9 protein-coding genes are annotated in these 16,269 nt (G+C 68.9%); all 9 read left to right on the top strand.

The genetic code is table 11. From position 1 onward, the window contains the following. The first annotated feature begins 10 nt into the window (after window positions 1–10). The 9 genes from ACIPN7_RS14535 to ACIPN7_RS14495 all read left to right on the top strand — a co-directional run bounded on the left by ACIPN7_RS14535 (window position 11) and on the right by ACIPN7_RS14495 (window position 16,236). Entirely contained in the window at window positions 11–1,261 is a 1,251-nt protein-coding gene (locus ACIPN7_RS14535) for a hypothetical protein (protein WP_400543152.1), read from the top strand. A gap of 200 nt (window positions 1,262–1,461) precedes the next feature. Further along, complete coding sequence (locus tag ACIPN7_RS14530) at window positions 1,462–2,676, top strand: sulfotransferase family protein (RefSeq protein WP_400543149.1); 1,215 nt, start codon at window positions 1,462–1,464, stop codon at window positions 2,674–2,676. A 534-nt stretch (window positions 2,677–3,210) separates the two neighbouring features. After that, window positions 3,211–4,842: a DUF2397 family protein gene (locus tag ACIPN7_RS14525; RefSeq protein ID WP_400543146.1), complete on the top strand. Its 1,632-nt coding sequence runs from the start codon at window positions 3,211–3,213 to the stop codon at window positions 4,840–4,842. Continuing rightward, complete coding sequence (locus ACIPN7_RS14520) at window positions 4,839–6,161, top strand: DUF2398 family protein (protein WP_400543143.1); 1,323 nt, start codon at window positions 4,839–4,841, stop codon at window positions 6,159–6,161. Before ACIPN7_RS14525 ends, ACIPN7_RS14520 begins: the two co-directional genes overlap by 4 nt. Then, on the top strand, window positions 6,158–10,273 hold the full coding sequence (locus tag ACIPN7_RS14515; RefSeq protein ID WP_400543140.1) for an SbcC/MukB-like Walker B domain-containing protein: 4,116 nt from the start codon (window positions 6,158–6,160) through the stop codon (window positions 10,271–10,273). Before ACIPN7_RS14520 ends, ACIPN7_RS14515 begins: the two co-directional genes overlap by 4 nt. Beyond that, on the top strand, window positions 10,270–11,532 hold the full coding sequence (locus ACIPN7_RS14510; RefSeq protein WP_400543137.1) for a DUF2399 domain-containing protein: 1,263 nt from the start codon (window positions 10,270–10,272) through the stop codon (window positions 11,530–11,532). The genes ACIPN7_RS14515 and ACIPN7_RS14510 overlap by 4 nt, the downstream gene beginning before the upstream one ends. A gap of 60 nt (window positions 11,533–11,592) precedes the next feature. After that, on the top strand, window positions 11,593–12,324 hold the full coding sequence (locus ACIPN7_RS14505; RefSeq protein WP_400543134.1) for a hypothetical protein: 732 nt from the start codon (window positions 11,593–11,595) through the stop codon (window positions 12,322–12,324). Window positions 12,325–12,469: 145 nt separating this feature from the next. Beyond that, a complete protein-coding gene (locus ACIPN7_RS14500) occupies window positions 12,470–15,445 on the top strand; it encodes an FtsK/SpoIIIE domain-containing protein (protein ID WP_400543131.1) in 2,976 nt (991 codons plus the stop codon). Beyond that, entirely contained in the window at window positions 15,442–16,236 is a 795-nt protein-coding gene (locus tag ACIPN7_RS14495) for a hypothetical protein (protein ID WP_400543129.1), read from the top strand. The genes ACIPN7_RS14500 and ACIPN7_RS14495 overlap by 4 nt, the downstream gene beginning before the upstream one ends. The last annotated feature ends 33 nt before the right edge of the window (window positions 16,237–16,269 follow it).

Genomic DNA, 16,269 nt, shown 5'->3' with positions numbered 1-16,269 from the left:
CCGTTCACCGATGCGGTTGCATGACCCGGTCGATGTCCCGCTGTTGGCCGACGTGCTCTCGGCCCGGGACCCGGTCGCGGCCTGGTCCTGGCTACGTCAGCAGTGGGGAGCGGTCGCACCGGTCGGCTTGGGGCCCGGGGCGCGGGCCTGGCTGGTGACCAGCTACCCGGCCATCGCTGCCCTGGCGAGGGACTCCAGCATGGTCACTACCGATACCACCGCCTGGAACCGCACCCCGGACGGGCTGCCGGCGTATCTCCGGGCGGCGTTCCGGGCAGGGCAGTGGCAGCGGGTCGAGACGAGCACCGGTGCGGAGCACGCGCGCCTGCGCGCTCCGCTGGACGACGTCTTGGCCGCGATCGACGGCGCTGAGATCGGCCGGGTCGTCCGGGCGGTGTGCGAGGAGACGGTCTCCCGGCTGGTCGACCTTGCCCGGTCCGACCCGGGCCGGGAGATCGACCTGATGCGCGAGTACGTCGAGCCGGTGACCCGGCTCGGGTTCGGCACGCTCCTGGGTGTGGACCCGGTCACGGGCAGGCAGCTGTTCGAGCTCGCCGTCGACCCCGCAACCAGCCAGGACCGCGCAGGGCTCGACGACGCAGGCCTTGATGATGCGGGGTTGGGGGAGCTGAGCTTCCTGATCGGTGGGCAGGCGATGCGGGACGCGGGCGGCGGCATGACGCCGGCGGGCCTGCTCGCGGCCCACCCCGGCTACCGGGGCACCCGCGAGGCGGTGCTGGGCACGTTGTCCCTGGTCTCCGGTGCGTCGGCGGGCCTGCAGGCCTGGCTGGGGCAGGCACTGCTGCGTGCCCTGACCGACCAAGGGTTCGCCCGGCGGTTGGCCGGCGGGCGTCTGGGGACCGACGACGCGCTCGAGGCGGTCTTGTGGGACGCGTCCCCGGTGAGTGTCCTGGCCCCACGGTTCGCGCTCAAGGAAGGCCACCTGCTGGGCGAGGCCACCTTGATTCAGCGCGGTGACGCGTTCCTCCTCGCGGTCGGGGCCGCCGCCTGCGACCCGCACGTGCGCGGCACGAGCGCCTGGGACGGGCTGGGCAACCGTGCCCATCTGGCCTGGGGCGCGGGCTCGCACCGGTGCCCCGCACCAGGTCAGGCCCGGCTGATCGTCCGCACCGCGGTCGAGACGCTGCTGCGCCAGGTCGAACCCACCCTGAGCGTCGACGCCCACCAGATCACCTGGGCGCTCGACCTGAGGTTCCGCCGCCCGGCCGCCCTACCGGTCACCCTCGGCACCGCGACGTGATCCCACGACAAACACCGCAGGACAGAGACCTGCGAGGCAGCGACCGCGCTCGACGGTCGAGGGCGGGTGAATGTGCTCCGCATGGCGCAACACCTCTTGACCGCCACTGGCTGCCCCGATAGTCCGTTATGCGCCGATGGTGAGGCGTGAACGATGCGAGTCGTGACCGGCAACAGATCCAGCTACTACCGAGGAGAGTCGTGAGCCGTACCCCACGTACCACCCGAGTCCTGAACGCTGCGCTGGGCCCTTTCGTCACGGGCTACCGGGATCCCGCCGGGTCCTGGGCGAAGGCGGCGGCGCAGGTCGAGAAGAGGGCGGGTACCCAGGACCGCCCGTTTGCCGCGGACCTGGGCAGGATCATCGAGGCAGCGGCCGAGATCCCGGGGCTGTCGCCGCTGGGCTGGTTCCTGATCACCAATGAGGTCGAGCGCAAGTACGCCAACCGGCTGCGGGTCAACCGTGTGCTGGCCGAGCACCCGCAGGTCACGGGCGAACCGATCACGGCACCGGTGTTCGTGTGCGGGTTGCCGCGCACAGCGACGACGCTGGCCCACCGGGTCCTTGCGGAGTCGGCTGACCATCGTGGCCCGCTGACCTGGGAGTTGTCGCACACGACTCTGCACGACCCGCGGGCAGCACGGAAGGTGATCAAGCAGCTCGAGCAAGGACTCTCCCTGATGGAGCTGGTTGCTCCCGGCCTCCAGCAGAAGCACCCGACCTATATCGACCGACCGGAGGAGTCGGTGCTGTTCTTCGCGCACGGCGCCCACTGGCCGCTGCAGCGTGGGCCGATGCCGTCCTACAGCGCGTGGCTCGCCGACTACGACGTGCTGCCGGAGTACGAGTTCCTGAAGCTGGGGCTGCAGGTACTCCAGCACGGGCGCGAGCCCAAGCGGTGGGTGCTGAAGTATCCGGGGCACTTGAGCGACATGGACACGATCAGGCACGTGTTCCCGGACGCCACGTTCGTGTGGACCCATCGTGACCCCGTCACGGTCATCGGCTCGTTCGCCAGCCTCCTGGAGACGCTGCAGGCCATGGTCCAGCACGAGGTGGACCCTGAAGTGATCGGACGAGCCGCGTTGGATCATCTGGTCGACCAGGTCAACAACGGCCTCCAGGCGCGGATGAACCTGCCGCCGTCCTCGATCGTGGACGTGCCCTACCACAAGCTCAGTGCCGACCCGTTCACGGAGGTCCCCCGGCTGTACGCCGCGATCGGGGCGAGGTGGACCACCCGCGACCAGAAAACCCTGGCCGAGGTGATCGCCAAGCCGAAGGGCGCCCCGTCCCACCAGTACGACCTGTCCCGCTACGTCGACCGTGCCGAAGCCGAAGCAGCCTTCGCGCCCTACAACCGCATGCTGGACCGCCTCGACCTGCGCGACGCCACCCCGGCCGTCGAGCTGTGACAGGGCATCGGCCAGGACTGGCCGGTCGGGTCCACGGCGTCAGCGACGCCGCCGTCGCCCCGCCGGTGCAGGGGCTGCTGAGGAGGTCCTGCAGGCACGGGGCCACTCGGTGCTGGTCAGGCATGTCGTGCACGTCGACGTCGCGGTCCTGTCCCGGTCACTGTCAGTGGCGGATGTCACCATGCGCCGTATCGCCTTTGCGATGGGCCCGTGTGGCTACGGACCGATCGCGCGGCGCAGGGGCGAGCGATGCCAGTCAGGTGAGTCATGGGTGCAGGTGACAGAGGGGACCGGGATGGCACCGCGACAGGGCAATGCGATGGTTGGGCAACGTACAGCGGTAGGCAGACGGGGGTGTTTCGTGCGGTCTTCGGCACTCGTGGCCTTGCGGACTGCGGGCAATCACGTGCGGGCAGTTACGACGGGCGTCTGCAGTGAGCTGAGTGCTCCTGGGGGATCATCGCCGTCACATTCTGCCGTCCGGGGTGGGGCCCAGCCAGGGGCCTGGCCGCTGCGTGCTGTGCGGTGGTCGCGATGAGCCAGGACAAGCCGAGCGTGAGCATGAACAACCAGGCTGTGCCGTCCGCCCTGGATGCGACCGGGGGTGGTGATCTCGACTCGCTCAACGGGGCGCGGTCACGACCGGACCAGCGTGATGCGGTGTCCTACTTGGCGCATCCGGCCTCGGACGACTTCATCGCGATCATGCGGGTCCTAGACGCGGCGGTGGGCGACATGACCCCGATCGAGGTCGTCGCCGGGCTCCGCGTAGCTGGGATCCGGATGGACCAGACCCGGGTCGAGGACCGCCTCAAACGCCTCTACGACATCGGTGTGGTCGACCGATTTCAGGACAACACCAATGTGCGCGTGATCGCCGACCTGCTGGACAAGAACTTCCGGTATACCCCCACCGGGGTGGGTCGGCAGGTCCAGCGGTTCTACGAGCAGTTCCTGACCGGAACCCAGCGTCTGCGGGAGATCGCGTTCGTTTCCCTGGAGACGGTCGCCAGCGAGCTGGAGTCCCTGGCCGACCCCGGGGACCGGTGGGCGGATCTGGGCAGCGTCCAGCGGCGCGTGAACAACCTGTTCAACGCGCACGAGAGCTTGGACTCGACCCTGATCGATGCCGAGTCGGGCCTGATGAAGCTGGCCTCACGGTTCGATCTCGACACGGGCGAAGCTGGAGAGCTCAAGACGCTCCTGATCCGGTATGCAACTTTCGCGGTCAACGAGATCGAGCGGGGATCGGAACGAGCATCGAGCGCGCTGCGGGCATTGGAAGACCGGTTCGATCGGTTGATGGAGATCACGGTGTCGGAGTCGACGGCCTCGGAGCTGATCGGCAGGGAGATCTTGAGCGCGTCACGGGGCGGAAGCCTCTCGGACTGGCAGGGCTTGGTGCGGTGGTACCACCCGGAGGATGGGCGGGGCGCCCGGTTCGCGCGCCGCATTCTGGGGGCCTTGCCAACGTTCCACGCCAACCTGCGTCGCTTGCAGTCGAGCGGCCCGGGCCAGACGACCCGGTCGCGGGCGCTCCTGCTGGCCAGGGCATGTCTGGACACCGACCAGGCGCGACGGATCTATCTCGCGGCGCTGGGTGACCACCCGTGGCGCAAGTTGCATGGTGAGGCCGACGAGCCGGGCGCCGGGCGGGTACCAGCGTGGCGGATGGGGCCACAGGTAGAGACCGAAAAGTGGCAGTTCAGCACCGGAGCGACGGGCAGTCGGGGCAGGGCGCCGGCCGTGGTGGACGACTCGGCTCAGAGGGAAGAGCACCGGGCGCGCCTGGAGCAGGTCAAGGCCGAGCGGGCGAGGTACGTGTCGGAGGTCCTCGACTCGTCACCGGGCGAGGACCTGTCGGTGGGGGCGGCGCAGGTCGCGTACGAGGTGCTCACTGCTGCGGCTCGCGCCCGGTCGGTCAGCGGGCGCAGGACGGCTCGCCGCGACGGTTTGGCATGCACGATCGTCGCCGCGACCGGGCGCGAGCCAGGCACGCTCGGCTGCCAGCACTGGCGGGTGTGGCTGCCCGGGCGCGCAGTGGCGTTCCACCGGCCCGGTGCCGAGCCAACGTTGCCCCTCTCACACCAGGCAGACAACCAGGTGGGGAACCACCGCGACCAGGACCCAGCACCGGTCCTGGTCTTCGAGAGGAGGACGGCATGAGCGCTCGAGGACGCAATGTCAGGGTTGATGTCGCCACGGACACCGAGATGGAGATCGCCGGCGTGCTGCGCACTCTGGCAGCGCGTCCCTGGCTGGTGTCGGGTAGAGACGACGAAGTGATCGCTGCTGCCCGTCGCAATACCCAGGTTCTGCGCACGGCACTCTCCCGGCTGGGGTGGAGCCTGCACGTGAGCCGTGACCTGGTCCGGCTGCGCAAGTCCCCGCCGCCGCGAATCGACGACTGGACCGTCCAGGCACCGTCACCGCTGGCCTGCACCTGGGTGTTCCTCTTCGCCGCGGCCGCGGAAGGGCTGCGCCGTTCGATCTTGATCGGTGAGCTGATCGACGCGGGCAAGGTCGTCGCCGCCGAGGCCGGTGTGCCGGTCGTGGAAGGCCACCTGCTGCGTCGAGCACACACCGATGCGCTCAAGCAGCTGTGCCAGCGTGGCATCGTCGCCGAGGTCGACGGTCGCATCGAGGACTACATGGTCGATCCCGACCAGGACGTCCTTCTGCGTATCGAGCACAGTCGCCTTCCCCACCTGGTCATGAATTTCACCAGTGAGATCGACCCGGTGAGCGAACCGGAAGCATGGGTCGATGCTTTGATGCACGAGCCGGACGCCGGACGGCGCATGCGACGCCGTCTCGTGGACGACACCGTCATCCACACCACCGACCTCGACGACCAGGAGATGGACTGGCTATCGCGGCGGCTGCGCGGCGATGACGGCCGGCCGCTGGCTGCGTCGTTCGGGCTGACCATTGAGCGCCGAACCGAGGGCGCTGCGTTCGTTGTCCCGGACGAGGCCTATCGCCGCTCGGATGAGCTCGGCGAGGTCCCGTTCCCGACCCGAGCGATCGAGCAGCGTGTCGCACTGGTGCTGTGCGACTTCGTGGCCACTACCGACACCCTCGACGGCAACCGGCCGGGTAGCCCTGGTCCGGGCTGGCGCGGCATGGAGCGAGAACGTGTCTTGGAGGAGCTCACTCAGATCGCGAACGAGCAGCGCACCGGGCGCGGAGGGTGGTCGGAGGACTACACGACACAGCCGTCGCGGCTGCTGGCCAAGGCTGAAGCGCACCTGGTGGCCAACGCCCTGCTGCGGGTGGCCGATGGCTGGTGGTGGGTCTCCCCGGCCCTGGGCCGATGGGAAGCCCCACCGAATAGGCCCTTCACCACCGTCGAGACCGGTGACAGCACGGCCCGCGCCTTGAGCGATTCAGCGGGCGACTCTGTTGTCGAGCCGTCGGCCACCGTGGTGGCTGAACCTGATCCGGGCGATGCCCAGCTGTCCCTGTTCGAGGAGGAAGCATGACCGCCATTGGTGTCGAGGAGCAACTGGAGTTCCCGGCAGAGGACTTCGACCTGTCGCGCTTTGGGGCCAGGTGGCGCCTGATCGGGTTCGGTCTGTTCGACGTGTGGAAGTACACGATGTTGGACCTGCAGGCCCCTTCGGGCCGGCTTCTCCTGCGTGGCCCAAACGGAACTGGCAAGACGACTGCGATGGAAGCACTCTGGCCCTACCTCCTGGATCTGGACCGCAACAAGATGCGCGCGGGTAACTCCCGCACGACCGGCCTGACCGCACTGATGCAGGAAGGCAAGCGGGGCAACAAGCGCATCGGGTACGTGTGGATGGTGCTGGAAGGACCTGCCGAGGAAGGTGTGCGCTCTTACGGTGTACGCCTGGTCCTGTCGGGGCAGAAGGTCACCCCGGAGCCGTTCACGATCCCCGGGCGGCCCGTGGTCGACATGCCGTTGGTCGGGGCTGACGGGAGCTCCCCGATCACCACAAGCCTTGCTTTCGAAGAGCAGGTCAAGGCGGCCGGCGGACACCTTCTCGACGGCGACCAGGGGTATCGGAACGAGCTGGCCGCGCAGGTCTTCGGCACCAATGGCGACAAGCTCAAGACGATCGCCAACCTGATACGGCAGGTGCGCAATCCTGCGATTTTGCAGGCGATACGGCCTGAGCAAGCCGCCAATGAGCTGCGAGCGGCACTGCCGGGTGTTCCGGAGGACGAGATCAGTGCCACGGCCGAGGCACTGGCCGCCACCGAAGAGACCCGCGAGGAGCTCCGGCAAGCCCGCGAGGCAGCGACGCACCTGGCAGGACTGGCCGAGACATGGACCCGGTACGTCGCCGGAGTCACCAGGAAAGTCGCTACCCAGGCACGCCAGGCACGCACCGACCTGAACGAGGCGAAGGCGCGTTCCACGGAAGTACAGAAGGCACACGCGCGTGCGGCTGCGGACCTCGCGGATGCCCAAGCGGAGTACGAGGCCACACAGGAGAAGGCCACCAGAGCCGAAGCGAACATCCAGGAGTGGACCGCCAAGGACGAGTACCAGAGCGCGAAGGAACTGGAGCAGCTGGCTGCGACCGTCCAAGCGCAGCAGGCCTCCGCCGAACAGGCCAGAGAATCGCTACGCAGCGCTGTGGACGGCGCCGCGCGTCGGGCGCAGGAACTGGCCCAAGAGGCGATCGAACTCCAGGACGACGTGGCAGATGTCGTTGCTCGTGCCGCGGCCGCAGACCCGAAGGCTGGCCAGGTGGTCGCGCAGGTCACCATGACCATGCGCCCCCACGCGATGCTCAAAGTCGCGGACGAAGATCTCGACCAAGGCACCCTTCCTGAGATCGCCACGGCGCCGGCAGTGCTGGAAGGCGCAGCCGTGCACTGGCTGGACCTGGCAGGGGACCACCAGGAACGATCGGATGCCGCAGCAGCGATGGGTCGCGAGTACCAGACCGTCGCCGACGAAGAGCGGAAGGCAGCGGACGCAGCAAGAGCTGCGAGCGATGCCGCGGAAGTCGCCGACGGCCTCGAGCACACACTGCGCTCGAAGCAGGAACACGCCAACCGGGCCGCCGACCGTGCAGCCACCGAGATCATCGAATGGGCCACGCGAAATACTGACCTGACCACCACCGACCAGGATGATGCCCTGGATCAGGAGACGGTCCTGGAAGCGCGCCAGCAGAGTCCACGCGAGCTGTTCACCACCGCAAGTGGGTGGCGCACCGAGACACACACGTCGGCGGAACGCATCGCCGCGACAGCCATCGAGCAGGCGCGCCAGCTCGACTCCCAAGCTCACGATCTTCGCGGCGAGGCCGAAGGCCATCGGCAGCGCGCCCAGGCCCTTCGCTCCGGTGAACAGTTGAGAGCACCGCGCCCCGACTGGGTCGCTACGTCGCAGACCCTGTTTGCCGACGCACTGACCTGGCGCGAGGGCACCACGCCCGGCACGCGTGCCCGGATCGAGGCCGCGATGGCCGCCTCGGGCATCCTCGGTGCCGCGCTGACGCACGCGGGTCTCGACACCGACGACTGGCAGATCTGCGTGGACGGTCCCACGGTCGACGATTCTCTGAGCTCGATCCTCACCACCGACCCGGACCATCCAGACCATGTCCTGGCCGCCGCGGTCCTGGACCGCATCACCCTGACCGGCAGCGCCACCACCCCGAACAATGCGCCCGCGGTCGTCGGTACGGACTCGACCTTCCGCATCGGACCCATCCTCGGGCGCGCACCTCAGGACACCGTCGGGCAGGACTCCAAGTACATCGGCGCTGCTCAGAAGCGCGCCGCTGCTCTGGCCGAGGCCGAACGACTCGACGAGGTCGCCGCCGGCCTGGAGCAGCACGCTGCCGATCTTGAGAACGAGGCTCAGGAGGAACGTGAGGCAGCTACCCAGGTACGTGCCCGCGCTGCGACCTTTCCTGACCTTTCCGCGCTAGCCACGGCCGAGCACGAGCGAGCGACTCAGGAGACAGCCGCTACCGACGCACGCGACCGCGCGAACCAGCGGCAGGCGGTCGCCGACGACCGAGCACGGGACGCGCGCACCGCCCAGCGGGAGTGGAGGGACACCTGTGCCCAGCTGGCCTTGCCAGCCACGCTCGAGGATCTCGCCTCACTTGAACGAACGGAAGCCGACCGGGCGCGCGAACTGCGAGAGTCACGCCAGATACTGGCCAAGCTGGTCACACGCTTGACGTGGCTGCACGAACGCCTCACCCGCGCACACCAGGACCGTGACAAGCTGCCCCCACTTCAGGCCAAGGCACAGCGCCTTCACCTGGAGGCCGTGGCCGTCACTACGCGATACGAGAGCCGAACAGCGGAGCACAGCCCAGACATCGCTGACCTGGTCAAGCAGGTCGAAGAGGAGACGACCAAGCTCACCGGCCTGAAGGACACACTGGACAGGCTCGGTCGCGACTTGAGTACGAAGCAGCAGGACAAGGGCAGAGCCGAAGGCATCGCCGAGGGGGCCCGCAACGACGTCATCCGTCTGGAACCTGGCGCCGACACAGCCGTGAGCGTTCTGGTCTCCCTCGTCGCCGTGGCTGAGGTCCGTGCTGCTGTGCTGCCGGCCGGCAGCGAACCAGCAATCGGTGAGGCGCTGATCGGGCAGGTACTCGACGCGCTCGAGAATGCTGCCACCACGCCGCTGCCCAACTTCTACAAAGAGTTCGACCGTGTTGCTGGGGAGGTACGGGGGAGGTGGACGCTGGACTCCGCGGTCGCGTTCAACCACGAAGACGCCAGCTTGTTCACCTACCGCTGCGCCCACGACGGCGGTCTCATGGAACCTCTTCAGGCCGCGAGCGTAGCCACCGAGCTGGCTGAGACAGCGCACCAGCTCCTGAACGACAAGGAGGATGAAGCCCTGCGTGACTTCATCCTCGACCGGCTTCCCCGCGCCATCGGCACAGCTTGGCACCGGATGACGGACTGGATCGACATGGTCAACAAGAAGATGAACACCGTCTCGGCTTCCTCAGGCGTGGGAGTCCGGATCAAGTACCAACTGCGCGACGACTTGTCGCCCGTGCAGCGGACCATTTACGCACTTGCCTGCCAGAAGTCCGCCGCGTCCCGGACCACCGAGGAATCCGAACAGCTCGCCCTGGCTATCCGCAACCTGCTGGACGCCACCGATGGTGACATGACCGAACGGGTCACCACAGCAGTCGATCTGGGCCAGTGGCTCTACATCGAGTACCACGTGCGCCGAGGCAGCGACGAGAAGATGAAGCCCTGGCGCTCACGCGGAACCGGCCTGTCCACCGGGGAGGCGCGACTGGCGACTCTGGCACCCATGCTCGCCGCCGTCGGCGCGACCTACGACGACCTGCCAGAGACCTCGATGCGCCTGGTCGCGCTGGACGAAGTACCCGGCGAGGTCGATGAACAAGGCCGTGAAGGCTTGGCCCGCTACATCGCGTCCCTGGACCTCGACCTGGTCTGCACCTCGCACTCCTGGGATGGAGCCCCGGGCGCTTGGGACGGTACCGACATCTACGACCTCGCCCCGCTACCGGGGGACACCGTGGCCGAGATCTGGATGCCCGTACGCGCCGCGAACACCACCTACCCCCACGACCTCGAAGACATCCGGAACGCCTGGTGAGCAGCTCCCTACCGATGCACGATCTGCGCGCCTGGACCGATCGTGACCTGGCCTGGCTCTGGCAGGCGCTGGCTGACGCCGCCGACCGGCGCGGCGACCCTGTGCTGGCCGACGGCAAGGTCAGGGTCGCTCTGCCCAGCGACCCGGCCGAACGCGCTGCCGCCTCTGGCCTCATCCCGCCGGGCAGGCCAGGCGGCAAGGTCACGGTCGACCTGGGCGAGCTGTCTACCGTAGTGGGCCATCGCGCCCCGGGGATGACGCTGGGCGAGGTGGTGGCCACGCTGACCGGTCGAACGTTGGCCACCAAAGCCCTGGAGAGGGCAGCCAGAGCAGACCACCGCGCACAGGTCGAGGAAATCATCAGGACCGCCTGCGAGCAGGCCGGGATCGGTGACCTGGACCTGCTCACCACTGGGCGTGGGCGCCGTGCGGTGACGCGGTTCGTCAACGTGACCGGTGACGCGGCAATCGAGACAGCGCGGAGCGCCGTGAGCATTGCCGCGACCATCCTCAATCTGCCCGACGGTGAACGTGTCGACCGCCGGTTTCTCGTGCCCGGCAACCCGCATGCCCTGGACGAAGGGCCCCTGCCCAACCTGGTGCTGGCAATGCTCACTTCCGCCGGACGGGTCTCGACCGAGGGCCCCACACGACAGCGCTGGGAGCAGGCAGGGGTCGACTTCGACGACATCATGGGCGGCCTGGCCATGACTGGGGTCCTCCCGACCGGCTGGTCCGCCCCTCTCGGCGCGATCGTGACCGTTCCACCACGAGAGCTCGCAAGAGCCGAGTGGGCCACTACGTCCGCCCACAACCCGATTTTCGTCACCGAGAACCCGTCGATCCTCGCTGCAGCAGCCGACATGGCTGAGGCTGAGGGCCTCGACTACGTCCGGGTCGTGTGCACCCTGGGCACACCGTCAGGGAATGAGCTCGACGCTCTCGCACGCCTGGCCGGCCAGGGATGGCGCCTGATCGGCCGGTTCGACTTCGACCCGGCGGGCATCAACCACACCAACGCCTTCCTTGACCAGGTCCCAGGAGCAACCACCTGGCGCATGGCAGCTACCGACTACGACCACCTGACCGCCACCGTCCCGTTCACCGGCAAGCTCTCCCCAACGCCCTGGGACCCGAAACTCCACGAGCGGATGACCAGTACGGGTATGGCCGCCTTCGAAGAAGATCTCATCGACCCGGTCCTCAACGCACTGCGCACCGGGTTCGCTCTCGAACATCCCCAGGGACCGCTCAAGTGACGGTGCCCGCGGCCAGGGTCTGGTAGGAACGCCCCGCACACGACGATGAACAGGGAGAACATGCGAAACAAGGTCTTGAGCGCTGTCGTGCTCTGCGCGTTGCTGACAGGATGCGGGCAGACCGCTGGCGGAGTCACCACGAACAGCGACGACAGCTCGACGCCCTCGAGCACGCCGACCGTGACGGAGACCAGCTCGGACGGGTCCGCGACGATCACCTCCGAGCAGGCCGAGTCGGCGCTCTTGAGCGTCACCGACCTGCCCACCGGCGCGGGCTGGATGCTCAAGCCCCCCGGGGACGGATCCAGTACCGGGCCCCAGGAGTACGACGCCGTCGACCCACCCGATTGCGACCCCGGCGACATCGACCCGGCATTCGCGGACCCAACCGGTGCGGTCGAAGCATCCGCGGCATTCCAGGACGGCGGCGAGAACACGTTCACGATGACGGTGCAGTCCGGGCTGACCGCGAAGCCCGACGAGATCCTCGACTTCATGACCGAACGGCTCGACGATTGCCCAGTCGTATCGACGCTGTCCGGCGATCAGGCGATCCGCGCCGACTACGAGCCGAACAAAGACTTCCCTTCGCTGGGCGACCGCACGCTGGCCTACAAGTCAACGATCGAGGCATCAACGAGCTCCTGGCCGGTGTGGGTGTATGCCGTATACGTCGTCGTCGACGGCAACCTGCTCACCTTCACCGCCCGCGGGCGGTCAGCGGCCGGTGACGGCACTCTGCGCGAACTCGTGCCAACCGCCGTCGACCGTTTCGCTACGGTCACCCGTTGACCGACACCGCCGCCAACACGATGACACGGGGGATGAGGTACACCGCGCAAACCAAGGGCGCCGAAGATGTCGGTGGAGTGTGGGAGTCTTGGGCCGGTCGGATGAGGTTCGTCTGGGGCGGGGGCCGGTGCGGGTGAGTGACCAGGTGAAAGCCACGACTGAGGTTGGTGTGGAGCCGCCGGGGCGGGTCGAGGAGCGGATGCGTGCGCTGGCTGGTGCCGCGCGCCGACTGGTGGTGGATGCCCGGTCGGTAGCCGCCCAGGAGGAGTCCGCTGCCCTCTCACGGCTGTCCGCTGCGCAGCGCTCACAGACTCCCGGTGCCGACCAGCCCGCCCAGCAGGTCACCGACGCACTGGGCGCGCAGCTCGGCCCGAGCCTGGTCGACCAGGCTGCACAGCTCGCACCAGGTGCCGCCGGGTTCGCGCCGGCCGACGGGCGGTGGCGAGATGGGAACTTGACCGCTGGCCAGCAGTGGGCTGGGTTCGTCCGGGTCGGCACCGTTGCGGGCAGTGACGTGCCGGTGGTGCTGCCTCTGCTGGGCACCGCTGGGTGGGCACTGTTGCCGTCCGCCGCGGTCCTGGACGACGAGCCGACCGCCACCACCCCGCTCGAGGCAGCAGCCGATGACGCGCAGGCCGGACCGGTCCTGAGCGGTGTCGTTCCCCCAAGGGCGGTGTCGGGCGGTCTGGCCGAGCAGATCGGACACGACCGATCGGTGTGCTTGCGGGTGGTGCAGCAGGCCGTGCTGCGCGCGGTGGCAGCCTCGGAGCCGTTCGGGGTGCAGGTCGAGACGTTCGACCCCCAGGTCACCGGTGTGATGGGTGTCCTGGGCGCGATCACATCCCGGTTCGGGCAGGTCGTGGCCCGCCCGGTCCACGACACCGCGGGCCTGCGGTCCGTGCTGACGGGTCTGGGTGAGGTCTCCTCGATGCGCGCCCACCGCATGGCGCAGGCCGGTCTGAGCTCCTTCGACGCCCTGCGGGCGCGGTCGCGCTCGGCTGACGCGCACCGGGTGCTGACGGTGCTGGACTACCCGCGTGGCATCGACCAGACCACACAAGCGGACCTGGTCCGCCTGGCCAAGACCGGCCAGGAACGCGGGATCACCCTGCTGGTCACGTTCGACCCGACCGCACATCCCGCCCCGGGGGTCGATCCGGAAGACCTGCTCGGGGTGCTGTCGACGGTGGTCGCCGGCGATGACGGTCTGTGGAGCGATCACCTGCCCGAGGTTGCGGTCCAGCTCGACGTGCCGGTCACCGAGACCGAGGCGGTGTGCCGGGACGTCCTGGACCGCACCAGCAAGGCGGCGTTGCCGACGATCGAGTTCACCGAGACCCTCCCGCCACGCGAGGCGTGGTGGGCGCCGATCGAGCGAGGCGAGGGGCTGGAGGCGACGATCGGGTTCGCCGACACGGACCCCGCGGTGGTCCGGTTGCGGTCCCAGAACCCGCCACTGCCGCACGCGTTGGTGGCTGGTGCGGTCGGGCAGGGCAAGTCCAACCTCCTGCTGACCCTGATCCACAACCTGGCCGTGCGGTACTCCCCGGACGACCTGGAGATGTACCTGGTCGACATGAAGCACGGCGTCGAGTTCGCCCGCCTCGGCCCCGGAACCGGCCGGGAGGCGTTCCTCCCGCACGTGAAGGTGCTCGGCATCCACGCCGACCGCACCTTCGGTGTCGCGGTCCTGCGGCACCTGAACCAGGAGCTCGTGGCGCGTTCGCAGGTCTTCAAGGACATGGATGTCACCGACATCGCCCAGATCCCACCCGAAGGCCTGGCCGGCTTGCTGAGGCCGCCACGGATCCTGGTGGTGCTGGACGAGTTCCAGGTCCTGCTGGACGGTGACGACGACCTGGCTACCGAAGCCGTGGCCTTGCTGGAACGCATCGCCCGGATCGCGCGCAGCTACGGCGTCCACATGGTCCTGTCCACGCAGACGCTGGACGGGGCACCGAAGCTGGCCGCGAAACGCGACTCGATCTTCGGGCAGGTCCCGGTCCGGATCGCGCTCAAGACCACCAGCAACGACTCCCAGGTCGTCCTCCAAGCCGGCAACACCGCCGCGGCCGGGCTGGCATTCCGGGGGCAGGCGATCGTCAACGACAACTACGGCGCGGTCACGGACAACGGGCAGGTCCAGGTCGCCCACGCCGACCCCGAGACCCTGGCCGGGCTGCGGCGTGAGCTGTGGGAGCGCGGGGCCGGTCGGGACCTGGCCGGGCCGCGGGTGTTCCACCTGGCCGAGCCGGCCAACCTCCCCGCGACGCTGAGCTTCCTGGAACCCGGGCGTGACGCCGCAGGAGCCCCGGGTGCCTGGGCGGGCATGCCTGTCGCGGTGACCGAGCAGCCCGCGACGATCCCGGTCCCGCACGAGCCCGGTGCCGGGGTGTTCATCGTGGGCGACGGCCCGACCGAAGCCCTCGGCGTGATGACCGGCTTGGCCCTCACGACCGTCCTCGCCCAGGCATCGGCCTCCCTGCCCACCGGTGCTCGGGGAAGTTCGCCGCGGGTTCTGCTACTGGACGCCACTGCCACCGAGCCGGCCACCCAGGAGGGCAAGCGCGCGTTGACCGACGTGCTGTTCGCCGCGGGATGCTCGGTCGAGCACGTCACGTCGCACGAGTCGATCACCGCCCGCATCTTCGGCCTGCGCGACCAGATCCGCGACCACCACGTCGACGTCGAGGGCAAGGGGCCGTTGCTGGTCCTCGCGTTCGGGCTGCACGCGGTGGCCGGGATGACGCAGAACCCCGACGGCCTCATGGAGAGCCCGGCCAGCGCCCTGGACGATGTCCTCAAGCACGGCCCGGGTGCTGGGGTGGTGACGTTCGCGTGGTGGAACCGGCTGCACGTGATCACCGAGCAGCTCGGCTTCAAACGCTCCAGCATCAGCGCGTATGTCTTCCTCAAGCACCCCCAGGACGGTGTCCGCTCCGCCCTCGGGCAGCCGCTGCTGCGCTGGGCGTCGGACCCGGCGCGATGCCTGGTATGGGACGGCATCGGCGTCGAACCCGTCCTCGCCGTGCCCTTCGCACCACTGACCACGGCTGACGCCGAGCAACTCGCCCGCAGACTCCGCCCGGCCGGCGAGCCGACGGGGGAGGCGGCCCGATGACCACGAACCAGAACCCATGGACGACACCCGCCGACCAAGACGGTCCAGGCGCCCCGGCGGGCGCACCGCCAGCAAGTGGTGGCCACGGAGCAGTGTGGGAGGCCTACCGGCAGTCGGTCACCGAGCTGGCTCGGGCGCACGCCGCCGCTCTCCAGGAGAGCGCGAACCGCGAGGCAGAGACCGAAGCAGCCGTTGCACAAGCTCAGGCCGACGTCGACCAGGCCGGGACCGATCGTGCCTTGGTTGAGGAGCGGACTGGGCCGTTCGAGGCCGAAGTCACCAGGATCCTGGCCGACGCCGGCGTCTCGCCCGACGGCGCCGGATCAGGCACCGCCGAGCTGACGGTGCAGACGTCAGGGGAAGCGCTGACGGCGATGGAAGGCTTGATCGACCAGCTCCACAAGACCAACATCGAGCTCGACACCGCCCGCCAGCAGCGAGCCGCGGCCAGAGCGCGGTGGACCGCCATCGGCGTCATCCTTGCCGCCACCGGTGCGACGTTCGGGGCTCTCGCCCTACTGGGCGCCCCCGGGTACATCCAGGCGGCAGGGGCGGTGGTCACGTTCTGCGGGGCGTGGCCTACCAGAACCCGCGGCTGGGTCCCCGCCGCGATCACCGGCGGCATCGCGACCGGAGCCTTGTTCGCCGTCGTCGCGCTGACCGGGCAGGTGCTCTCCGCGATCCTGCTGCTCCTGGGCGCCGTCGTCGCCGTCCTCCTGACCGCCCGAGCCGGCATCGTGCGAGCCACCCGAGTTACACCCACGGGCAACAGGCCCGGACCAGGCCGCTGACGACCCAGCTGCTGACCAGATCCCAGATCAGAC

This window comes from Promicromonospora sp. NPDC090134 (genome assembly GCF_044746965.1).
GTDB lineage: Bacteria > Actinomycetota > Actinomycetes > Actinomycetales > Cellulomonadaceae > Promicromonospora.
The sequence above is the reverse complement of the archived record's forward strand: the minus strand, read 5'-3'. Positions and strand labels throughout refer to the sequence as shown.